The sequence below is a fragment of the Brachybacterium sp. J153 genome, from assembly GCF_036311905.1.
In the GTDB taxonomy this organism is placed as follows: Bacteria; Actinomycetota; Actinomycetes; order Actinomycetales; family Dermabacteraceae; genus Brachybacterium.
Genome location: NZ_JAZDCH010000006.1, coordinates 103,196 through 125,166 on the forward strand (window position 1 = coordinate 103,196; position 21,971 = coordinate 125,166).

The 21,971-nt window shown below is 72.5% G+C and carries 20 protein-coding genes; 9 read left to right on the forward strand and 11 right to left on the reverse strand.

Annotated features, from left to right (window positions below):
• Positions 1-6: 6 nt before the first annotated feature.
• The 3 genes from V1258_RS04090 to V1258_RS04100 all read left to right on the forward strand — a co-directional run bounded on the left by V1258_RS04090 (position 7) and on the right by V1258_RS04100 (position 2,760).
• Positions 7-1,149, forward strand: coding sequence for a DUF998 domain-containing protein (locus V1258_RS04090; protein ID WP_329748477.1), 1,143 nt, complete (start codon positions 7-9; stop codon positions 1,147-1,149).
• A gap of 42 nt (positions 1,150-1,191) precedes the next feature.
• Positions 1,192-2,067 (forward strand): D-hexose-6-phosphate mutarotase, encoded by an 876-nt coding sequence (locus V1258_RS04095; protein ID WP_329748478.1) that lies wholly within the window; start codon positions 1,192-1,194, stop codon positions 2,065-2,067.
• Positions 2,068-2,499: 432 nt separating this feature from the next.
• Positions 2,500-2,760, forward strand: coding sequence for a hypothetical protein (locus tag V1258_RS04100; protein ID WP_329748479.1), 261 nt, complete (start codon positions 2,500-2,502; stop codon positions 2,758-2,760).
• Between the two features lie 131 nt (positions 2,761-2,891).
• Here the strand turns inward: V1258_RS04100 and hisF are convergent, their stop codons facing one another.
• Entirely contained in the window at positions 2,892-3,677 is a 786-nt protein-coding gene (hisF, locus tag V1258_RS04105) for an imidazole glycerol phosphate synthase subunit HisF (protein ID WP_329746851.1), read from the reverse strand.
• On the reverse strand, positions 3,674-5,791 hold the full coding sequence (locus V1258_RS04110) for a DNA gyrase/topoisomerase IV subunit B (protein WP_329748480.1): 2,118 nt from the start codon (positions 5,789-5,791) through the stop codon (positions 3,674-3,676). Before V1258_RS04110 ends, hisF begins: the two co-directional genes overlap by 4 nt.
• Before the next feature lie 204 nt (positions 5,792-5,995).
• Here V1258_RS04110 and V1258_RS04115 point away from each other — a divergent pair, with 204 nt between their 5' ends.
• On the forward strand, positions 5,996-6,214 hold the full coding sequence (locus V1258_RS04115; protein WP_329746853.1) for a DUF7455 domain-containing protein: 219 nt from the start codon (positions 5,996-5,998) through the stop codon (positions 6,212-6,214).
• A 125-nt stretch (positions 6,215-6,339) separates the two neighbouring features.
• On the opposite strand, the gene V1258_RS04120 is transcribed toward V1258_RS04115, so the two are convergent.
• The 5 genes from V1258_RS04120 to V1258_RS04140 all read right to left on the reverse strand — a co-directional run bounded on the left by V1258_RS04120 (position 6,340) and on the right by V1258_RS04140 (position 11,392).
• Positions 6,340-6,918: a GNAT family N-acetyltransferase gene (locus tag V1258_RS04120; protein WP_329746854.1), complete on the reverse strand. Its 579-nt coding sequence runs from the start codon at positions 6,916-6,918 to the stop codon at positions 6,340-6,342.
• Positions 6,919-8,235, reverse strand: coding sequence for an RNA polymerase sigma factor (locus tag V1258_RS04125; RefSeq protein ID WP_442878568.1), 1,317 nt, complete (start codon positions 8,233-8,235; stop codon positions 6,919-6,921). It lies immediately after the preceding gene.
• A 261-nt stretch (positions 8,236-8,496) separates the two neighbouring features.
• Entirely contained in the window at positions 8,497-8,913 is a 417-nt protein-coding gene (locus V1258_RS04130) for a universal stress protein (RefSeq protein WP_329746856.1), read from the reverse strand.
• Between the two features lie 63 nt (positions 8,914-8,976).
• Positions 8,977-10,167, reverse strand: coding sequence for a homoserine O-acetyltransferase MetX (metX, locus tag V1258_RS04135; protein ID WP_329748482.1), 1,191 nt, complete (start codon positions 10,165-10,167; stop codon positions 8,977-8,979).
• A gap of 55 nt (positions 10,168-10,222) precedes the next feature.
• Positions 10,223-11,392: a hypothetical protein gene (locus V1258_RS04140; RefSeq protein WP_329748483.1), complete on the reverse strand. Its 1,170-nt coding sequence runs from the start codon at positions 11,390-11,392 to the stop codon at positions 10,223-10,225.
• A 150-nt stretch (positions 11,393-11,542) separates the two neighbouring features.
• Between V1258_RS04140 and V1258_RS04145 the strand changes: the two genes are divergently transcribed.
• Positions 11,543-12,676 carry a polyprenyl synthetase family protein gene (locus V1258_RS04145; RefSeq protein WP_329748484.1) on the forward strand — a complete coding sequence of 378 codons (1,134 nt, stop codon included), beginning with the start codon at positions 11,543-11,545 and terminating at the stop codon, positions 12,674-12,676.
• Between the two features lie 75 nt (positions 12,677-12,751).
• Here V1258_RS04145 and V1258_RS04150 read toward each other — a convergent pair whose 3' ends face one another.
• A complete protein-coding gene (locus V1258_RS04150; protein WP_329748485.1) occupies positions 12,752-13,105 on the reverse strand; it encodes an Rv2175c family DNA-binding protein in 354 nt (117 codons plus the stop codon).
• A 159-nt stretch (positions 13,106-13,264) separates the two neighbouring features.
• On the opposite strand from V1258_RS04150, the gene pknB reads away from it, so the two are divergent.
• Positions 13,265-15,358 (forward strand): Stk1 family PASTA domain-containing Ser/Thr kinase, encoded by a 2,094-nt coding sequence (gene pknB / locus V1258_RS04155; protein WP_329748486.1) that lies wholly within the window; start codon positions 13,265-13,267, stop codon positions 15,356-15,358.
• 81 nt (positions 15,359-15,439) lie between these two features.
• Here the strand turns inward: pknB and V1258_RS04160 are convergent, their stop codons facing one another.
• Positions 15,440-16,834 carry a class II 3-deoxy-7-phosphoheptulonate synthase gene (locus tag V1258_RS04160; RefSeq protein ID WP_329746862.1) on the reverse strand — a complete coding sequence of 465 codons (1,395 nt, stop codon included), beginning with the start codon at positions 16,832-16,834 and terminating at the stop codon, positions 15,440-15,442.
• 123 nt (positions 16,835-16,957) lie between these two features.
• The gene (locus V1258_RS04165) at positions 16,958-17,659 is read right to left on the reverse strand and encodes a lysophospholipid acyltransferase family protein (protein WP_329748487.1); all 702 of its coding nucleotides are present in this window, start codon (positions 17,657-17,659) and stop codon (positions 16,958-16,960) included.
• 70 nt (positions 17,660-17,729) lie between these two features.
• Between V1258_RS04165 and V1258_RS04170 the strand changes: the two genes are divergently transcribed.
• Positions 17,730-18,503 carry an alpha/beta hydrolase gene (locus V1258_RS04170; protein WP_329748488.1) on the forward strand — a complete coding sequence of 258 codons (774 nt, stop codon included), beginning with the start codon at positions 17,730-17,732 and terminating at the stop codon, positions 18,501-18,503.
• The gene (locus V1258_RS04175) at positions 18,500-19,024 is read left to right on the forward strand and encodes a hypothetical protein (protein WP_329748489.1); all 525 of its coding nucleotides are present in this window, start codon (positions 18,500-18,502) and stop codon (positions 19,022-19,024) included. The genes V1258_RS04170 and V1258_RS04175 overlap by 4 nt, the downstream gene beginning before the upstream one ends.
• A gap of 25 nt (positions 19,025-19,049) precedes the next feature.
• Here V1258_RS04175 and V1258_RS04180 read toward each other — a convergent pair whose 3' ends face one another.
• Positions 19,050-19,985 (reverse strand): ROK family glucokinase, encoded by a 936-nt coding sequence (locus tag V1258_RS04180; RefSeq protein ID WP_329748490.1) that lies wholly within the window; start codon positions 19,983-19,985, stop codon positions 19,050-19,052.
• A 171-nt stretch (positions 19,986-20,156) separates the two neighbouring features.
• On the opposite strand from V1258_RS04180, the gene V1258_RS04185 reads away from it, so the two are divergent.
• The gene (locus V1258_RS04185) at positions 20,157-21,965 is read left to right on the forward strand and encodes an AMP-dependent synthetase/ligase (protein WP_329748491.1); all 1,809 of its coding nucleotides are present in this window, start codon (positions 20,157-20,159) and stop codon (positions 21,963-21,965) included.
• The last annotated feature ends 6 nt before the right edge of the window (positions 21,966-21,971 follow it).

Genomic DNA, 21,971 nt, shown 5'->3' on the forward strand with positions numbered 1-21,971 from the left:
CGGGCCGTGACCTCCGGGCGCCCCGTCGGCTCCCAGCCCGCCCAGCGCTCGAGTCCGGGACTCCCCCGTCCGACGGCGGCGAGCCGCACCGAGTCCTCGGCCCTCGCTCTCGGGCTCGGCGGGGCCGTCGTCGGAGTGGCCGTGGGACTGCTCGCCCTGGACGGCACCGCTCCCCTCTCCGGGGACCGCTCGATCGGACAGGTCGCCGCGGCCTCCTCGGCCCTCACCGCGGGAACGTTCGCGGCCGTGGGCATGGCGGTTCTCCTCCCCCGTCGCCACCCCTGGGTACGGACGGTGCCGCTGCTGCGGCGGGCGCTCACGATCGTCGGTCCGGCGCTGGTGTTCGCCGCCCTCGCCCTCCTGCTCACGAGCGCGATGTACGGCTTGCTGCAGCAGGCCTTCCTGGGCGTCGCCCTGGACCGCTTCGCGAGCACCTTCTGGGTCGCGGCCACCACGGGCCTGTGGGCGTACATCGTCTCCGCGAGCGCCTCCGCGCTCGACGGCAGGTCCCTCGCGACGCTGCTGATGGTGTTCCTGACCGTGGGTGTGCTCGCCTCCGCGATGCTCTCCCCCGACCCCTACTGGTGGGAGCGCTACTTCTCCCGGCTCGGCGAGGATCCGGGCTCTGCGGGGCGCACCTTCAACCTGACCCTCCTGCTCACCGGGCTCGCCTTCGTGGCGGTGGGTGACTTCGTCGCCCACGACCTGGAGCGGTGGGCGGCCGCGAGCGGGGCCGCGCCCTGGAGCGTCCACGTGGTGCGCGGGACCCTCGTCGTGCTCGGGCTGCTGCTCGCGCTGGTCGCCCTGATCTCCCGGGCGGTCTCCGTGCCCTGGCACGATGTCGTCGCCCAACTGCTCGTGGTGGTGTTCGGGCTCGCCCTGATCGTCTTCCCGCTCCTGCTGCGACGGCTCCCGGGAGTGCTGCTGGTGTTCACTGCGATCGCTTTCGCGATCCTGATCATGCTGATCGTCCTGTTCGTGGTGGTCGGCTACCTGAACATGACCGCCTTCGAGATGGGCGCGGCGGTGACCATGTATGTGTGGCTGCTGCTGTTCATCCGGACCGTCTCCGCGGCCGCCGAGGGGACGGAGACCGCGGAGGTGCCCGCCGAGCCCGCCCGAGCCGACGCCGCGCCGACAACTCCCTGACCGTCCTCCGGCGGTCACCGGTCCCCGTGGCACGATGACGCCATGAAGAGCACCGAGCACCCTGCTCCCTCGTCCCTCTCCCTCCCCGACGGCGTGCGCCTCGGCACCGCCCACGGCGTCGATGCCGTGCTGGTGGATACTCCCGCAGCGACCGCGGTCCTGCTGCTCGACGGCGCGCACCTGGTCAGCGCCGTGCTGGCGGGCGAAGAGGATCTCCTGTGGCTCAGCCCCACCTCGGGCTTCGGTCCCGGCGTCGCGGTCCGCGGTGGCGTACCGCTCGTCGGCCCCTGGTTCGGGCCCGGCCGAGACGGCGACCAGGAGGTCAAGCACGGCTGGCTGCGGAACGTCCGCTGGGAGCTGCGCTCCGCGACCCGCGAGGGCGAGGAGACCGTGCTCGTGCTCGACTCCCCCGCAGATCGACCGGATCTGACGGCCTCCCTCACCGTCCGGATCGGGGCCGAGCTGTCCCTCGACCTCGCGATCACCGCGGGCGAGCAGGGGCTCGAGCTCGAGGCCGCGCTCCACACCTATCTCGCCGTCGGCGACGTCCGCCAGATCACGATCGGGGGACTCGAGGGCGCCGACTATCTCGACAACACCCGCGGCCTCGCCCCGGCCGTGCTCCCGGAGGTGCCGCTGCGCCTGACCGAGGCGTCCGATCGGGTCGTCGACTCCACCGCGGAGGTCGTCGTGGACGATCCCCGGCGCGGCCGACGGATCGTCTCTGCGGCCCGCGGCACCTCCCGCACCGTGGTGTGGAACCCCTTCGACACCCTCGTCACCGGTCTCCCGGACGTGCCCGACGTGGCCTGGCCCGAGTTCGTGTGCGTCGAGCCGGCCGCCGCCAAGGACGGCTTCGTCGCCCTCGCCGCGGGAGAGACCCACACCCTCGGCGTGACCTACCGCATCGAGCACTGACCCCATCTGCTCGGTCCCGGGCCCGGCCGCGCCTCACGGAGCGGCCGGGCGCTTTCGCTGTCCGCGGGCGTCGGCGCCCGATTAATCGCTGGCGTCGCTGAACGTCCCCGTGGTCGACTGGGGTCATGGAGATGCTGCAGACCCCGAACCCGACCCCGACGGTGCTCGTCGGGGGTCCGGCGGGCCGCATCACCGCCGGCTGAGGCGCACCCGCCCCGCCGCCGGTCGGCGCGGTCCCCGGCCCCGACCACCCCTGATTCTCTCGACCTCGTCGAGCGCTCCGTCGCGCCCGCCTGCCCGGCGAGCGGACTCCGCCTGAGGCCCCAGTGGGCTTCCGCCCGTCCCCGAATTGCTCGGGGCATGGGCCCGGTTCGAGGACGGATCCCGTCCTCCCTCCCCCGAAGACTCGATGCATCATCCCGAGGAGATGTCATGACCACCACGACCACCCGTTCACCCACCACCACCGTCCGTCCCCTCCCCACTCCCCGCCCCGCACCGCGTCCCGCCACGTCGGCCCCCGCGTTCGCCTCCGAGACGGACGTGATCGAGGTGGAGAGGGCGCGCGCTCTCCTCACCCGGCTGCTGGCGATCCGCCGCGCGCGCCGCGAGCAGGCCGCTCGGCAGGCCCGGGCGGAGCAGGAGGCGATCATGCAGCGCACCCTGCTCGTCACCGGGCTGCTGCATCGATGATCCGCGCGACCGTGCGATCCCGCCCGGGTCGCAGTGCTCGCTCGGCTCGCCCGGCTCGCTCGCCGGGGGCCACCGCAGGACGACGGCCCGCCCTCCCCTCGCGGGGACCGGGCGGGCCGTCGTTCTGCGGGTCAGCGGACGGTGATGCCCTCGGCCGCCATCGCCGCTTTCGCCTCGGCGATGGTGAACTCCTGGAAGTGGAAGACGCTCGCGGCGAGCACTGCATCGGCTCCCGCCCGCACGGCCGGCGCGAAGTGCTCCGGGGCTCCCGCGCCGCCCGAGGCGATCAGCGGCAGCGAGGTCGCCTCGCGGGCGAGACGGATCAGCTCGAGGTCGAAGCCGTTCTTCGTGCCGTCGGCATCCATGGAGTTGAGCAGGATCTCGCCTGCTCCACGCTCGGTGACCTCCCGGATCCACGCGATCGCGTCGATCCCGGTGCCGCGCCGTCCACCATGGGTCGTGACCTCGAAGCCGGAGCCGGTGCGGGCCGAGCCCTCCGGGGTCTCGTCGGTGACCCGGCGGGCGTCGATCGAGAGCACCAGCACCTGATTGCCGAAGCGCCGGGAGATCTCCGAGACGACCTCGGGGCGGCCGATCGCCGCGGTGTTGACCCCGCACTTGTCGGCCCCGGCGCGCAGGAGCTGGTCGACGTCCTCTGCCGAGCGCACCCCGCCGCCGACGGTCAGGGGGATGAACACCTGCTCGGCGGTGCGGCGGACCACGTCGATCATCGTGTCGCGGCCGCCGGAGGAGGCGGTGACGTCCAGGAAGGTGAGCTCGTCGGCGCCCTCGGAGCCGTAGCGGGCGGCGAGCTCGACGGGATCACCGGCATCGCGCAGGCCCTGGAAGTTCACGCCCTTGACGACGCGGCCCGCGTCGACGTCCAGGCAGGGGATGACCCTCACGGACACGCTCATGCGTCGATCCTCTCCATGTCCAGCTCCTCGGCGCCCTCGATGATGAACTGCTTGCGCGGAGCGACCTCGGAGCCCATCAACAGCTCGAACATGGCGCTGGCCGCCTCCGCGTCCTCGATCCGCACGCGGCGGAGGGTCCGCTGACGGGGATCCATGGTGGTGTCCGCGAGCTGATCGGCGTCCATCTCGCCGAGACCCTTGTAGCGCTGGATCGGCTCCTTGTACCGCTTGCCGCGCCGCTCGAGGGAGGTCAGCAGCTTCTGCAGCTCCGCCTCGGAGTAGGTGTAGACCAGCTCGTTCTTCTTCGACCCGCCGTGGACGATCTCCACCCGGTGCAGCGGCGGCACCGCGGCGTACACCCGCCCCGCCTCGACCAGCGGCCGCATGTAGCGGTGGAAGAGGGTGAGCAGCAGGGTGCGGATGTGGGCGCCGTCGACGTCCGCGTCCGTCATCATGATGATCTTGCCGTAGCGAGCAGCGTCCAGGTCGAAGGTGCGCCCGGAGCCCGCACCGATCACCTGGATGATCGCCGCGCACTCGGCGTTCTTCAGCATGTCGGTGATCGTGGCCTTCTGCACGTTGAGGATCTTGCCGCGGATCGGCAGCAGCGCCTGGAACTCGGAGTCGCGGGCGTTCTTCGCCGTGCCGAGGGCGCTGTCGCCCTCGACGATGAACAGCTCCGAACGCTCCACGTCGGTCGAGCGGCAGTCGGCGAGCTTGGTGGGCATGGTCGAGGACTCGAGCGCGTTCTTGCGGCGCGAGACCTCCTTGTGCATGCGGGCCGAGATGCGGGCCCGCATCTCGGAGACCACCTTGTCGATGACCAGCGCAGCCTGCTCCTTCTCCCCCTTCTTCGTGGAGGTGAGGAAGTCAGTGAGGCGGTCCTCGACCACCTTGGCCACGATCTGGCGGATCGCCGGGGTGCCGAGCACTTCCTTGGTCTGCCCCTCGAACTGGGGCTCCTCGATGCGGACGCTCACCACGGCGGTGAGGCCGGCGAGGGTGTCGTCCTTCTCGATCTTCTCGTTCTTCGCGTTGAACTTGACCCGCCGCGCCTGGTTCTCGACCTGCTTGCGCATCACCTTGACGAGCGCCTGCTCGAAGCCGGTCAGGTGCGTCCCGCCCTTGGGAGTCGCGACGATGTTGACGAAGGAACGGGTCGTGGACTCGTAGTCGGAGCCCCACCGCAGCGCCACGTCGACCTCGCAGGTCCGCTGCACCTCGGTCGAGACCATGTGGCCCTTGCTGTCGAGCACCGGGATGGTCTCGGTGTAGTCGCCGCTGCCCTGCAGGCGGAGCACGTCGGTGATCCGCTGGTCCTGGGCGAGGTACTCGACGAACTCGCCGATACCGCCCTCGTAGCGGTAGGTGCGGGTCGCGGGCTGGTCGGGCGAGGCCTCGGGGCGGTGGTCGGTGACCGCGATCGCGAGCCCCGGGACCAGGAAGGCCGTCTGACGAGCTCGGCGCGTGAGGTCGTCGAGGGAGAAGTGGGAGCCCTTGACGAAGATCTGCGGGTCGGCCCAGTAGCGCACGCGGGTGCCGGTGACGCCGCGCTTGGCCTTCCCGATCACGCGCAGCTCGGCCGGGCCGTCGGCCGGGGTGAACGGCGCGGTGGGGCTCGGGTCGCCGTCGTCGGCGAAGACACCGGCCTGGCCGCGCTGGAAGCTCATGGCGTAGGTCTTCCCGGCGCGGTCCACCTCGACGTCGAGACGTGCGGAGAGGGCGTTGACGACGCTCGCGCCGACACCGTGGAGGCCGCCGGAGGCGGCGTAGGAGCCGCCGCCGAACTTCCCGCCCGCGTGCAGCTTGGTGTAGACCACCTCGACGCCGGTCAGCCCGGTGCGGGGCTCGACGTCGACGGGGACGCCGCGGCCGGTGTCCCGCACCTCGACGGACGCGTCGGGGTGGAGGATCACGGCGATCGAGTCCCCGTTGCCGCCGAGCGCCTCGTCCACGGCGTTGTCGAGGATCTCCCAGAGGCAGTGCATGAGGCCCCGGGAGTCGGTGGAGCCGATGTACATGCCCGGGCGCTTGCGCACGGCCTCGAGGCCCTCGAGGACCTGGAGGTTGCGGGCGTCGTAGGCGGTGCTCTTCGCGGTGCTGGTGGTGGACACCCTGGGATCCTACGTGGCAGGACGCTCAGAACCCGGGAGGCCGGGGCTGCGTGGCCGCTCACAGCGCCACGAGCCGTCCGACGGCCGTCTTGAGCCGGGCCGGCGCCCGGCCGATGCCCGCCCCGATGTGCCGGTGTTGCGCCGCGAGCGAACCGTGATCCCCGTCCCAGCCGAGCGGGGCCTCCGGGTGCTACAAAAGACTCCATGAACCTGACTCTCGAAGCCCCCCGGCTGACTGCCCACGACCGCTGCGACCGCTGCGGCGCCCAGGCGTACGTCAAGGTGCTCCTGGAGGCCGGCGGTGAGCTGATGTTCTGCGCCCACCATGCCCGCGCCCACCAGGATGCTCTGCAGGGCATCGCCGCCGAGGTCATCGACGAGACCGAGCGACTGCACGCCAAGCCGGAGCCCGTCGAGGACTGACCTCACCCGTCCTTCCGAGCGTCCGCCGCGCGGACGACGCACGGGGCGCCCACCCTCTGGTGGGCGCCCCGTCGTGCGTTCAGGGGCGGGTCCGCCGACTCCGCAGAGGGTGCGGACCCGTCGGCTCAGCGTCCGAGCAGCTCCGCCGCGTCGGCGGCGTACTCGACCCAGTGGCTGTCGGTCCCGTCGCGCGGATCCGTGGCGCCGGTGGCGCGGAAGCCGCTGCGCTCGTAGCTGCGTCGGGCGGTGAGGTTGCGGGCGTCGACGTCGAGTAGCAGACGCGGCCGGCCCAGCTCGAGCGCGACCTGCGCCGCGCCCCGCAGCAGGAGCGCGGAGACCCCGCGGCCGCGGGCTGCGGGATGCACCCACATCGAGACCAGGTGCGCGGCATCCTCGGGGAGCAAGTGCTCGGGCGTGTACCCCTCGGGCAGCACCCCGATCCCGCCGAGCACGACCTCCCCGGACCGCGCCTGCAGGTGGAGGCGGGGACCGGCGGCGTCCGCCCGCCACTGCTCCTCCGTCCAGCCCTCGAGCTCCGCGAGGCTCGCCCAGAAGGCGTCCGGATCGGTGCGGAGCATCTCGAGACGCAACGCACGGTGGGCGGCCCAGTCCTCGGGGCCGACGCGATGGATCTCCACGCCGACGGCGCCGGCCCCCGTTCCCGGGGTGCCGGCGCCGTCGAGGTGCTCGTGCGCGGTCCTCACTCAGTCGAGGTAGTCGCGCAGGACCTGCGAGCGCGAGGGGTGACGCAGCTTGCTCATGGTCTTGGACTCGATCTGGCGGATCCGCTCGCGGGTCACGCCGTAGACCTTGCCGATCTCGTCGAGGGTCTTGGGCTGGCCGTCCTCGAGACCGAAACGCATGGAGACGACGCCCGCCTCGCGCTCGGAGAGGGTGTCCAGCACCGAGTGGAGCTGCTCCTGCAGGAGGGTGAAGCTCACGGCGTCGGCCGGGACGACGGCCTCGGAGTCCTCGATGAGGTCGCCGAACTCGCTGTCGCCGTCCTCGCCCAGCGGGGTGTGCAGGGAGATCGGCTCGCGGCCGTACTTCTGGACCTCGACGACCTTCTCGGGGGTCATGTCGAGCTCCTTGGCGAGCTCCTCCGGGGTGGGCTCGCGCCCGAGGTCCTGCAGCATCTGCCGCTGGACGCGGGCGAGCTTGTTGATGACCTCGACCATGTGCACCGGGATGCGGATGGTGCGGGCCTGATCGGCCATCGCGCGGGTGATCGCCTGACGGATCCACCAGGTCGCGTAGGTCGAGAACTTGTAGCCCTTGGAGTAGTCGAACTTCTCCACGGCGCGGATCAGGCCCAGGTTGCCCTCCTGGATCAGGTCCAGGAAGAGCATGCCGCGGCCGGTGTAGCGCTTGGCGAGGGAGACGACCAGGCGGAGGTTCGCCTCGAGCAGGTGATCCTTCGCGGCGCGGCCGTCCTCGGCGATGATCGCCAGCTCGCGCCCCTGCTTGGTTTTCACGATCGACTCGTCGCGCTTGAGCAGCTGCTCCGCGAAGAGGCCGGCCTCGATGCGCTCGGCGAGCTCGACCTCCTGGGCGGCGTTGAGCAGCGCGACCTTGCCGATCTGCTTGAGGTAGTCCTTGACAGGATCAGCGGTGGCGCCGGCGGTGACGACCTGCTGCGCCGGTGCGTCGTCCTCCGAGGCGTTGAAGACGAAGCCGCCGGACTCCTCGACCTTGTCGTCGGCCTCCTTGGCCTCACCGGTCGGCTCGGCGTCCTCCTCGAGATCCTCGGAGGCGTCCTCGTCGCTCGCGGTCGCCTTGGCGGCCTTGCTCGACGCGGTCTTGCTCGGCGTCTTGGTCGAGCTCTTCCTCGCGGTGGTCTTCTTGGGGGCGGCCTTGCGCGAGCTGGAGGCGCCCTTCGCGGTCGTCCCGCTCGACGAGCTCGCCTCCACCTCGGACTCCACCGCCGCAGCGGTCGTGTCGGTCGTGGTCTCAGCGGTCTTGGAGGAGGTCACAGAGTTCCTTCTTCCGGCAGCGCCCCCTCTGGGAGGGGAGCACCGCACTCGGGCGTTCGGTCTTCACGGCGCGGCTCGCGGTCCCCGCTCCCCCGCCTCGCCGGTCCGAAACCGGTGTGATGGCGCAAAAAGGCACGGTGCCGTCAAGCCTCACGAGTATAACCACCTCGCGGACGCGGATATTCCCGGTGCCTGAACGCGGGCGATCGACCTGCGAGCGATCGACGGGTCGGCGGCGCGGATCGCCGGGCTGTGCGTCCTGCGAGCCCGGCAGAGATCCGGCCCCGTATTCCTCCGACGGAATGCCGCTCAGGCGGAACCGGCCACGGCCTCGCGCGCGGCGTCGTCCTTCACGGTGAGCACCGGGCAAGGGGCCGAGAGCACGACGCGGCGCGCGGAGGCTCCGAGGTTCAGCTTCCCGATGGGCGACTTTCGGCGCAGTCCGATCACCAGCAGGCTCGCGGAGGTCTCCTCGACGATCTCGAGCAGGAACTCGCCGATGTCCTGTTCGGGTCCGAGCCGCACGCTCACCTCGAGGTCCGCGGCGTCCTCGCCGAGCGCCTCGCGCACCGCGGGCTCCCCTGCTGCCCGCAGGCCCAGCTCGGGATCGTGGTACTGGTGGGAGGCGACGACGAGGCCCTCCCCGGTGCGACGCGCACGGCGCACCGCGGCAGCGAGCGCGGCGCGCCCCTGGCTCGAGGGCGAGTACCCCACGACGACGGTCATGCGACCTCTCCTTTGCGATGGTCACGGCGGGGCGTCGACATCGGTGCGCCCGCCCGGATCACCTTAGTCCTCCAGCAGGGAGGCGATCCACTCGTCGAGATCCGGGTGGGCCAGCAGGAAGGCGTCGTGCCCGATCGGGGAGCGTGCCACGTGGCCGACCGCTCCGGGCACGTGCTCGGCGATCTCCAGCACCAGGTCCGGCGGGAAGAGCCGGTCGGTGTCGATCGCGACGACGAGGGTGCGAGCGCGCACGCGCCCCAGGGCGGCCGCGACCCCACCACGGCCCCGACCCACGTCATGGGTGTTCATGGACCGAGCCAGCACCAGATAGGAGTTTGCGTCGAAGCGGCGGGACAGCTTCACCGCGTGGTGGTCGAGATAGCTGGTGACCTGGTGCCGGCCACCCGCACCCAGGGGGTCCTCCGTGCCCTGCGGACGGTTCCCGAAGCGTTCCTCGAGCTCGCGCGCGGTGCGATAGGTGGTGTGGGCGATACGGCGGGCGATGCCGAGTCCGCGCTCGGGCCCCTCTCCCTCGGGTGCGTCGTAGTAGTCGCCGCCGCGGAATCCGGGGTCGAGCTCGATCGCACCGATCTGCGCGATGTTCCAGGCGATCTGATCGGCGGTCGCGCGGGCTGAGCTCGCGATGACCGCCAGGCGCTCGACTTCGTCGGGATGGGTGACGGCCCATTCCACGGCGCGCATCCCGCCCATCGAGCCCCCGATGACGAGAGCCCAGCGGGAGATGCCGAGCTGGTCGCGCAGCCGGCGCTCGGCCTCGACCTGGTCACGGACGGTCAGGGAGGGGAAACGGGAGCCCCAGGGGCGGCCGTCGGCCGCCGGGCTGCTGGGACCGGTGCTGCCCTGGCAACCGCCGAGCACGTTCGGGGCGATGACGAACCAGCTGTCGGTGTCGAGGGGGCGGCCGGGGCCGACCATCTCCTCCCACCAGCCGGGGCCGGGATGGGCCGGGCCCGCCGGTCCGCGCACATGGGAGTCGCCGGTGAGGGCGTGGAGCACGAGGACGGCGTTGGAGCCGTCCTCGTCGAGCGTCCCCCAGGTCTCGTACGCGAGGGTGACCTCGGGGAGGTGCTCCCCGCTCTCCAGCGGCAGCGCTCCGAGCGCGGCGAAGCGCCGCTCACCGTCCCCGAGGGACGGATGCCAGGCTCCGCTGCTGCGCCCCGGTCGGGCAGTGGTCGGGGCCGCGCCCTCCCGCTCGGTGGCGTCGCTGCGCTCCTGCGCTCCCAGAACGATCATCGGCAGCTGTTCCTCCTTCGTCCCCGACACGGCCCGGGTCGGCGGAGGCGCCCGGTCAGGGGGCTGGCCACCACGCCGGGGGGATCGGGGTGTCGGTCATGCGTCCCAGCAAGGGTGCCAGAGTCGAGTCGGGTTCACGCCGGAGCAGGTCGTCGACGAGCGCGCCGGCGCTCGCGTAGCGGTGGTTCCACCAGGACAGCAGGACCAGCAGCGCGGTCAGACCGCGCCAGGCGTCGCGCGGTCCGCCGCGAGCTCCGGGCGGGGCGGCGTCCCAGGCGCTCGCTGCGACGACGCGCAGCGCGCTGAGCACTCGGAAGTGCCTTCCACCTGCGCAGACACTCGGGTCCGGCCTCCACTCGGGATCGCTGACGAGCACCTGCAGGAGGCGCTCGCGATCGATGCGGCGCGACTGGCCGCGCTCGACGAGCTGGGCCATGAGCTCCCAGTGGAGCCGGTCCACGGCGAGCGCGGAGAGCACTCGCGCGATGCGTTCACAGTCCGTCACATCGGCGTCGTCCTGCGGCCCGGCGTTCCCGGCACGCAGGCGCTCGAGGGCGCTGGCGGCTTCCTCGAGCAACAGCCCCGGGTCCTCGGCAGAGGCGAGGTCTCCGGCGGGGACGACGAGGGAGGCGCCCAGGGTCGTGAGGGCGGCGAGATCCGCGGGGCTCGCGTCCTCGGAGGGCAGTTCGTGGCCGTCGAGGACAGCACGGGCGGCCGTGTGGGTCTCGGTGAAGTCCCGCAGCGGCTGGGGCCGCTCGGGGACCGGGAGCTCCCCGGTCTCCGTGACCGGTCCGGTGGACAGCCGCGCGGAGCGGCCGCCGGCGAGCACCCAGGTGGACTCGAGGGCGAGCCCTCCCCCGTCGGCCGCGGCGGGAGCGGGCAGGAGGGCGCCGATCCGTGCGGCGATCGCCGTCACCTCCTCGGCGTGCGGCTCTCCCCGCTGTCCGTCTCCGAGAACGACCAGGACCAGGGCCGTGCGTACGCCGTGCCCGCTCAGCGCCTCGAGATGACGGCGGATCTGCTCTGCACCCCGCGGCGCGAGCAGTTCGGAGAGCGGGGAGGAGGTCACCATCGGTGAGGAGGTGGTGGTTCCCCGGCCGACGACGATCAGTTCGTCCCACGGGATGCGGTGCAGGGCCAGGCGCGCGGTGGCGAGCAGCTCGGCGGGATCGGGGGCGGGGCGGAGGGGGCGGCCGGCGCCCGCAGCGGAGAGGTGTGTGCTCATGTCCCGACGCTCTCGCGGCGATCCTCTCGGCGGAAGCCGCGCCGCCCCGATGTGGATGGCCATGGCGTGGGGAGGAACGATCACGACCCGGGTCCGGGGCTCTCTGGCCCGCGTGGGAGGATCATCCCGACCGTCGACTGGAGGAGTGTCATGCCCGTGTCCCCCAAGGATCTGTCCGCAGCGCAGCTCGCCGCTCTCGACGCCGGTCTCGTCGACGCCGTCGGGGCGGTCCTCGACGCGGAGCTGGCAGCGCGGCGCGCGCTGCTCGAGCCCATCGCCCCCGAGGCGGTGCAGCTCATCGACCATCTCGAGACGTACCTCGAGGGTGGGAAGCTGCTGCGCCCCCGCTTCGTGTTCTGGGGCGGGGTGGCCGCCCTGGACCGGGAGCCCGATCCCCAGGAAGTGGACTCCCTCGCGCGCGCCGGCGCGGCGATCGAGCTGGTGCAGGCCGCCGCTCTGCTGCATGACGACGTCATCGACCACTCCCCCCTGCGCCGGGGCCGGCCCGCCGCGCACGTCGCGGCCGCCGCACGCCACCGAGAGCTGGAGCTCGACGGCTCCGACGAGGAGTTCGGCGTCGCCGCCGCGATCATCCTCGGCGACCTCGCGCTGAGCTGGTCCGAGCAGCTCGCCGCCACCCTTCGCGGGGAGCCGGCCGCCCTCTCCGCGGGCCGCGCCGAGTTCGACGCGCTGCGCACCGAGGTGATGACCGGCCAGTACCTCGACATCCTCCATCAGGCGGGTGGCTTCGCGAGCGTCCCGGACTCCGTCGACGCCGCCCTCGCGGTGATCCGCTGGAAGACCGTTCCCTACACGGTGCTGCGGCCGGTGCGCACCGGTGCCGCGCTGATGGGCGCCCCTGATGCCGTGCTGTCGGCTCTGTCCGACTGGGCCGTCGAGATCGGCACCGCCTTCCAGCTGCGCGATGACCTGCTGAGTGTGGTCGGGGCGCAGGACGCGACCGGCAAGCCGATCGGCGGCGACATCGTCGAGGGCAAGCGGACCGTGCTGCTGGCCCGCACCGAGCAGGCGGTCGACGACGCCGGCCGTACCCTGCTCGACGAGGTGGTGGGGTGCGCGGGGGCGAGCGCCTCGCAGATCGAGCAGGTGCACGAGCTGATGGTGCGCACCGGTGCGGTCGCCGCCGTCACCCAGGAGGTGCGCGACGGCGCGCTCCGCGGGCGGCGGATCCTCGAGCGGACGCCGGGGCTCGGAGCACTCGGGGTCGCCGGGCTGCAGCGCATCGCGGATCACGCGACCGACGTCGAGACCCTCACCGCCTGACGAGGCTGACGAGCCCGACGAGCCTGGTGAGCCCGACGGGCACCTGCGCCACGGTGCGCGGTCGGGGCGCGGAGCTCAGAAGGCGAGCGCCTGGGCCCGACGGCGCACCTCGCCGCGCTGGCCCTGGCGCAGATGATCGATGGGCCGCCCCGGGAGGCTGTCGTCCTCCGAGAACAGCCACGTGAGCAGCTCCACGTCGTCGTAGCCACCGTCGCGCAGCACGGTGATGGTCCCCGCGAGATGCGGCGTGATCTCGTCCTCGACCAGCAGCAGCGCCGGGATCATCCGCACCACGGGCTCGCCGCGCCGCATCGCGATCAGGTGGCCCTCGTCGACCAGGCGACGCACCCTGGACACCTCCACGTCCAGTCGCTCTGCGACATCCGGGAGGGTCAGCCAGTCGGTGATCAGTTCCTCGAGCTCGTTCACCCGGCAAGAGTGCCACGACGAAGCCCGCGTGCGCACCTCGCCGTTCCCGGAACCCGCCCGACCCCGCGTCGCTCCCCCGCTCGGCGCGCCGCACCTCACACCCCGGCGCGCCGTGTGTCGATCCCCGTCCTGTGCGGTCCGGAGACCTACAGTGAGCAGGTGAGCTCGGCGACGTCGACTTCCCCCGGCATCAGCCAGCTCCTCGACGACCGCTACCGGGTCGAGGAGCCGATCGCGCGCGGCGGAATGGCGACCGTCCACCGCGGCCATGACCTGCGCCTGGACCGGGTGGTCGCGCTCAAGATCATGCACCCGCATCTCGCGATGGACGAGGACTTCCGCCGTCGCTTCGGGCGCGAGGCCCGCGCTGCGGCGCGGCTCGCGCATCGCAACGTGGTGGGGGTCTTCGACCAGGGGGCCGACGCGGACCGCATCTACCTCGCGATGGAGCTGATCGAGGGTCCGACCCTCCGCGCCCGGATCGCCGAGGAGGAGCGGCTCACGGTCCGCGCCGCGCTCGACGTCACCGCACAGGTGCTCGAGGCGATGGTCGCGGCGCACGGCGCGGGGATCGTCCACCGCGACATCAAGCCGGAGAACATCCTGATCGACCCGCACGGGGTGGTGAAGGTCGCGGACTTCGGCCTCGCCCGGGCAATCGGCACGTCCAACTCCTCCGCCTCCACCACGCTGCTGGGCACGGTCGCCTACATCAGCCCGGAGGTGGTCACCCGGGGCCACTGCGACGAGCGGAGCGATCTGTACTCCCTCGGGGTGGTGCTCTTCGAGATGCTCACCGGCCGTCAGCCCTTCGTCGGCGAGCAGCCGGTCCACATCGCCTTCCAGCACGTGCACGAAGACATCCCCGCGCCGTCCACCCTGGTCACCCGGGTACCGCGGGAGCTCGACTCCCTGGTGACCTGGGCCGCCGCCCGCCCCGTCGAGCAGCGCCCCGCGACAGCCGCCGATCTGCTGCGCGCCGTCCGCGAGCTGCAGCGCACCCTCCCCGCCGCGGTCCTGGACGCGCGTCCCACGCCGCGGGAGGCCCCGGAGGACCTCTCGACCGGCGAGATCCCGCAGTTGACCACCCCGCTCGAGGAGGTCGTCTCCTCGCTCGACGGGGATCCGCGCGCCTTCCCCGTCGGCCTGCTCGGCGAGGCCGTCCAGGACGCCGACGGGGAGACAGTGCAGCACGCCGCAGCAGAGCCCGGCAGCGCGGTCATCGCGGACGGCGAGACGGAGCCCGGCTCCGACGCGCCCGTGGTGGATGCCGACACCGCGGCCTCCAGCCCGCGGGAAGTCGCGCTGCGCACTCCCCGCGCCCGCCGCGGACGGCACCTGCCGCTCGGAGCGCGGCGCCGCTCGCGCGCGGTCGCCGCGCTGGCCACCCTGAGCCTGATCGCATCCCTCGGCGCGAGCGGCTGGGCGGGCGGCGACTGGTACCTCAACTCCGGCCCGGGAGCGGACCGCACCATTCCCGCCGTTGCCGGCAGCGATCTCGCCGACGCCGAGGCGGTGCTCGGCGCCGCCGATCTCACCACCCGCACCGTCGAGCGCTTCGACGACACCGTCCCCGCCGGACAGGTGATCTCCGCCGACCCCTCCCCCGGCTCCACCGTGAAGAAGGGCACCGCCGTCGAGGTCGTCGTCTCCAAGGGCGTCGAGACCTTCCCGGTGCCGGCACTCACGGGACTCTCCCTCGAGGAAGCGCGCTCCACGGTCGAGGCGGCGAGCCTCGAACTCGTGGAGGACGAGCCGCAGTACTCCGAGACGGTGCCCGAGGGCGAGGTGATCTCCCAGTCCCAGGAGGCCGAGGCGCTCCCCGCCGGCGGCGAGGTGCACGTCGTCGTCTCCCAGGGCCGGATGCCGATCACGATCCCCGACCAGACCGGTCGCGGCGGGGATGCCGCCCGCTCCACCCTCCAGGACGCCGGCTTCGACGTCTCGGTCTCCTCCGCCCACCACTCGTCGGTGCCTGCCGGCGCCGTGATCTCGCAGTCTCCTGCCTCCGGCACGGGATACCGGGGGGACACGATAAGCATCGTGACCTCGCTCGGGCCCGAGATGGTCACCGTCCCCGACGTCTTCCAGCAGCCGGAGGCCGATGCCCGGGCCGCGCTCGAGGCGGCCGGATTCGTGGTCGCCGTCCAGTACGACCGCGGCGATCCCGTCTTCGGCCTGGTCTACCAGCAATCCGCAACCGCGGGGACCGAGCTCGCCAAGGGCTCCACCGTCACGCTGACCGTCTTCTGAGCGCCGCGGCGAGGCTCACCTCTGGAAGCGAGCGACGCGCGCCGATCCGCTGGGGTCGACACGCGCCGCGCAGGACGCCGCTCAGCGCCGGGCGAGCCGCTCGGCGACGAGGAAGGCGAGCTCGAGGGACTGGGAGTGGTTCAGCCGCGGATCGACCAGGGTCTCGTAGCGGCGGGTCAGGCCCTCCTCGTCGATCTCCCCGGCGCCCCCGAGCACCTCGGTGACGTCGTCCCCGGTGAGCTCCATGTGGAGTCCGGCCGGAACCGTCCCAGCCGCCTCGTGGACCTCGAAGAAGCCGACCACCTCGTCGAGGATGTCCTCGAAGCGGCGGGTCTTGTACCCGTTGGAGGAAGTGATGGTGTTGCCGTGCATCGGATCGGTGACCCAGGCGACCTGCGCCCCGGACGCCCGCACCCCCTCGACCAGGGCGGGCAGGCGATCACGGATGGTCCCCGCCCCCATGCGGGTGATGAAGGTGAGGCGACCGGGCTCGCGCTCCGGATCGAGCGTGTCGATCAGACGCAGGGTGTCGTCGACCGTGGCCGTGGGGCCGATCTTCACCCCGATCGGGTTCCGCAGGCGGGACATGAACTCGACGTGCGCCCCGTCGAGCTGGCGGGTCCGCTCGCCGATCCACAGGAAGTGGCCCGAGCAGCCGTAGATCTCCCCGGTGCGGGAGTCGATGCGGGCGAGCGCCTCCTCGTAGTCCAGCAGCAGCGCCTCGTGGGAGGCGTAGAACTCGACCACCTTCAGGGCGTCGAAGTCGGCCCCGATCGCGTCCATGAAGCGGATCGCCTTGTCGATCTGACCGGCGAGCTCCTCGTAGCGGTCGTACCCGCTCCCCGCGGTGAAGCCGCGGTTCCAGGAGTGCACCTCGCGCAGGTCCGCGAAGCCGCCGCCGGTGAAGGCCCGCAGCAGGTTCAGGGTCGAGGCGCTCGTGGTGTAGGTCCGCCACAGCCGCTGCGGGTCCGGGATACGCGACTCCGGCGTGAAGGCGTAGTCGTTGACCGCGTCGCCGCGGTAGGTGGGCAGGGTGACGCCGTCGCGGGTCTCCTCGTCGGCCGAGCGGGGCTTCGCGAACTGCCCTGCCATCCGCCCCATCTTCACGACCGGGAGGGAGGCGCCGTAGGTGAGGACGGCCGACATCTGCAGGATGGTGCGGATCTTGTTGCGGATCCGGTCGGCACCGGACTCCGCGAAGGTCTCGGCGCAGTCGCCGCCGGCGAGCATGAACGCCTCTCCGCGGGCGGCGGCGGCGATGCGCTCGCGCAGCACGTCGACCTCGCCGGCGAAGACCAGCGGCGGCGCCGCGCGCAGGGCATCGAAGACCTCGGCCCGACGTGCCTCGTCGGGCCACACCGGCTGCTGCACCCGGGGACGCTCGCGCCAGCTCCCGAGCGCCGCCAGTCCCTCGTCAGCCGAGGACAGCGAGAAGGAGTGAGCGCGGGCGGGGGCATCGGGGCTGAACTGAGTCACCCGCACAGGGTACTCAGTGCGGCCCTGTGCCCTCGCCGCGTCCCGCGGTGCGGAAGGCGACACCCCCGGAGACTCGCTCACGCACCGAGCGGACGCGCCTCCGCGTCTCTCCGCTCCCCGGCGTCAGCCTCGGCCGGAGGCCCGCAGCCGGCGCTTGGCGTCGGCGGCGTACTCGTCGCTGCGCTCCTGGCCCGACAGTTCGGCGATGCGGTCCATCACCGCATCGGTGACGGCCCGGAGCCGCTCCGCCTCGCCCGCCTCACCGAGGGACGCGGCCAGGGCCCGCACGTCGATCGGCTCGCCCACGACCGCACGGATCCGCGGGGAGCGGCGCGGGAAGTACTTCCGGCCGCGCTGCGCCTCGTGGGCGCCGAGCATCGCCACCGGCACGACCGGCGCCCCGGAGGCGAGCGCGAGGCGGGCGACACCGGTCTTGCCCCGATAGAGGCGTCCGTCCGGGCTGCGGGTGCCCTCGGGGTAGATGCCGAGCACGCCGCCGTCCCGCAGCACCGCGAGGCCCGCCTCGATCGCCGCGGCCGAGGCGCTGCCGCCCGTGCGGTCCACCGGCATGACGCGCAGTCCGCGCATTACCGCGGCGGCGATCCGCTGCAGCGGTCCGCGCCCGGAGAAGATGTCCGACTTGCCGAGGAAGTGCACGCTGCGGCGCACCTGACCGGGCAGGAAGACGGTGTCCGAGTACGCCTGGTGGTTCGACGCGAGGATCACCGGGCCCGAGGCCGGGATCCGCTCCGCGCCGCTGATGGTGGGGTTCCACAGCACGCGCACCACGCCCATGACGACGGGCTTGGCGATCTCGTACAGCACGGAGGACTCCTCGCGGTGGGCCTGCGGGGCTCGGGATGAGTTCCCCGGCGGAGGGTGCGACGATGTACCCATGGCGTTCAGCGAACTGTCCCGCCCCTGGCGCGCGCGGGGACACTCTAACCCGCGCGGCGGGCTGCTCCTGTGCCACGGATTCACCGGCTCGCCGCAGTCGCTGCGGCCCTGGGCCGAGCACCATGCCGCGCTCGGCTGGGAGGTCGAGCTCCCGCTCCTGCCCGGCCATGGTTCGACCTGGCAGGAGCTCGCCTCGACCCGTTGGGAGCAGTGGTACTGCACGGTCCGCAGCGCTGCTCTGGCGCTCTCCGAGGAGACGGGCCCGATCGCGATCGGCGGGCTGTCGATGGGCGGTGCGCTCACCCTGGCCCTGGCCGAGGACCCCGACCTCCGGGGTCGGATCGCCGCGATCGTCGCGGTGAACCCCGGGATGACCCTGCCTGCCGTCGCGCGGTTCGCCGGTGTCCTCGGCCGCATCGTCCCCACGATCCCGGGGATCGGCTCGGACATCGCCCTGCCGGGAGCGAGCGAGGAGGCCTACGAGCGCACCCCGCTGCGGGCCGTCGCGCAGCTGCGCGAGTTGTTCGCCGTCACCCGTCGTGAGCTGGGCGCGGTCGAGGTTCCGCTGCTCCTGGCGACCTCCCCGCACGACCACACCGTGCCCGCCCGGGACAGCGACCTGGTCGCGGCGGGGGTGCGCGGGCCCCTCGAGCGCCTCCCCCTCCCCCGCAGCTACCACCTGGCGACGCTCGATCACGATGCGGAGATGCTGTTCGAATCCTCGGCGCGGTTCCTGGACCGGCACGTGCCGCTCCCGGGGGCACGGCGATGAGCACCGGGCGCAGCCCCTCGGATCCCCGGGACGTCGACGCCGAGTTCGCCCGGATGCTCGAGGGGGAGGGCATGCTCCTGCGTCCCGGTCGCGCCCCGCAGGAGCCGGCCGCCCCCGAGGAGCCGCAGCGGGACGACCCCTGGGATCTCGGCCCCGAGTCCCCCGCGGAGCCGCCGTCGGACGAGGACCGCGCCCGGTCCCGGGCCGCCCATCCGGCGCTCGGCGACCCCGGTGCGGGCATCCGCGGAGCGGCCGGGCCCCGCGAGCTCGACGACGAGGAGGCGCTCTACGGCGACTTCGAGCCGCCGGACCCGGACCTTCCGGCCCCGACCACCGGGGCGCTGTGGGCCTGGACGGCCCTCGCGGGAGGCTTCGCGCTGATGCTCGCAGCGGCGCTCACTGTCGTGGTCCCGACGATCCTCGGCTGGGCGGGCGGGCTCTGCGCGATCGGCGGGCTGGTCGCCCTGCTGCTGCGCGCGCCCCGATCACGCGACGAGGACGACGACGGCGCCGAGGTCTGAGCCCCGGCGCCGTCCGCGGTGCCGCTCAGCGCGCGAGGTCCGCGGCGCCGACGATGCCCGCCCGGTTCCCCATCGCCGCGGGCACGAAGGGCGTCAGCTCCCGATGCGCGCGCGCCGTCAGGTGCGCCGCATAGGACTCCCGCGCCGGATCCAGCAGCAGATCACCGGCGGCGACCACGCCGCCGCCGACCACGATCACGTCGGGATCCAGCAGGGAGCAGATCGAGGCCGTGCCGAAGCCGAGCCAACGGCCCAGCTCCGCGATCAGCTCGCGCGCCCCCGGATCGCCCTGCTGGGCGAGATGGGTGATCAGCGGCCCGTCGATCTCCTTCTTCGCCCCGCCGGCGGCCTGCACCAGCGGGCCCATCGCGGGGTCACCGGTCGCGGCGCGGCGCTTGGCCGTGCGCACGAGCGCGGTGCCGGCGGTGTACTGCTCGAGACAGCCGCGGTTCCCGCAGCCGCACCACTGCCCGTCGGGGACCGCGATCATGTGCGCGACCTCCCCGGCGAAGCCCGCCGCGCCGCGCACGAGCCTGCCGTCCAGGACGATCGCCCCCCCGAGGCCGGTGCCGACGGTGAGCATCAGCATGTGGCTCGCCCCGCGCGCGGCGCCGAAGCGGTACTCGGCCCAGCCCGCCGCGTTGGCGTCGTTCTCGACGATCACCGGCAGGCCGATCAGCTGCTCGAGCTCGTCGGCGAGCGGCCGATGGCGCCAGGAGAGGTTGGCCGCGAAGTTGATGGTGCGGCGGTCGGATCCCACGAAGCCCGCCGCTCCGACGCCGACGCCGACGACGTCGTGGCCCGTGCGCAGCTCGGCGACGGCCTCCGCGACGGCGGCCTCGATCAGCTCCGGATCGGTGGCCGGTGTGCTGCGCGTCGTGGTCGCGACGATCGTGCCCTCCTCGTCGACCACCCCCGCCGCGATCTTCGTCCCGCCGATGTCCACTCCGATGGAGAGCATGCCGCTCCTTCTCTTCCCAGCCGATCGTGACCTTGGATCAGGGCGATGCACCGCCTGCCCGCGCCCATCGTAGTGCCGCCTGCCGTACGATCGACCCGACCCCACCAGCGCTTCCGGGCAAGCGTCCGGCATGTCGGCGTATGGCGCACCTCCCGGATCAAAGGAGATTCGATGCAGCAGTTCAGCACTCCCCAGCAGCACGAGAGCCGTCCGGAGGAGAACACCACCGATCTCCTGCTGGGGCGTCGGCGCCAGGACCCGACCGTGCCGATCTTCGAGCGCACCCTCCCGGGCGGCGGCTACTCCCCGATGAGCGTGGACGAGTTCCTCGCGGAGGTGCACGGGGTGGCCAAGGGCCTGATCGCGAGCGGTGTCGGGACGGGCGACGTCATCGCCATCCTCTCCCGCACCCGCTACGAGTGGGCGCTCGCCGACTGGGCCGTGTGGTGGGCCGGCGGGATCAGCGTCCCGATCTACGAGACCTCCTCCCCCAGCCAGATCCAGTGGATCGCCTCCGACTCCGGCGCCCGCTTCGCCCTCGTCGAGCAGGCGCGTCACCGCGAGGACATGGAGTCCGTGCGGGGCGAGCTGCCGGCCCTCGAGCACATCGGCGTGATCGAGGACGGCATCTTCGCGGAGCTGACCGAGCGCGGGGCCTCCGTGAGCGACGAGGAGCTCGAGGCGCGGCGCACCTCGCGCGGGATGGCCGACGTCGCGACGATCATCTACACCTCGGGCACCACCGGACGTCCCAAGGGTGCCGAGCTCACCCACGCGAACTTCGTCGACACCACGCGCAGCGCCGTCAACCTGCTCGGCGAGTCCGTGCTGCCGCCCGGCTCCCGAATGCTCATGTTCCTGCCGATGGCGCACGTCTTCGCCCGCCTGCTCACGGTCCTCGCCGCAGCCTGGCCGGTGACCACCGCCTTCACCCCGGACACGAAGAACCTCCTGCCCGATCTCGCGGAGTTCAAGCCCACCTTCCTGCTCGCGGTGCCGCGCGTCTTCGAGAAGGTCTACAACGGCGCGGAGGCCAAGGCCATCGCGGGCGGACGCGGCAAGATCTTCTCCGCGGCCGCGCAGACCGCGATCGACTGGTCGCGGGCGGTCTCGACCGGGAGGGTGCCGCTCACGCTCAAGGCCAAGCACGCCCTCTTCGACCGCCTGGTCTACGGGAAGCTCCGGGCGGCGATGGGCGGGGACGTGAAGTGGGCCGTCTCCGGAGGCGCCCCGCTCGGCGAGCGGCTCGCCCACTTCTTCCGCGGCATCGGCGTGACCATCCTCGAGGGGTACGGCCTCACCGAGACCACCGCCCCCGTGGGCGTGAACCTCCCCTGGGCGGTCAAGCCCGGCACCGTCGGCCCGCCGCTGCCCGGCGCGACCGTCGCGATCGCCGAGAACGGCGAGATCCTGGTCAAGGGCGTCATGGTGTTCAAGGGCTACCGCAACAACCCCGAGGCGACCGCTGAGGCGCTCAAGGACGGCTGGTTCCACACCGGGGACCTCGGTTCGCTCGGCCCGGACGGCTCGCTCACCATCACCGGCCGCTCCAAGGAGGTGCTGGTCACCGCCGGCGGCAAGAACATCTCCCCGGCGCAGCTCGAGGACCAGCTGCGCGCGCACCCTCTGATCAGCCAGTGCATCGTGGTCGGCGACCAGAAGCCGTTCGTCGCCGCGATACTCACCCTCGACGCGGAGATGCTGCCCACCTGGCTGAAGAACAACGGCCTGCCGGAGATGACCATCGCCGAAGCCGCGCAGGACGAGCGGATCCGCGCCGAGCTACAGACCGTCGTCGATTCCGCGAACGGCTCGGTCTCCCGGGCGGAGTCCATCCGCGCCTTCGAGGTCATCGACACCGACTTCACCGAGGAGAACGGCTACCTCACCCCGTCGCTCAAGCTCAAGCGCAACGTGGTGGTCCAGGAGATGTCCGAGGTCATCGACCGCATCTACGGAGGCTCCAAGCCCGCCTCCTGATCCGCG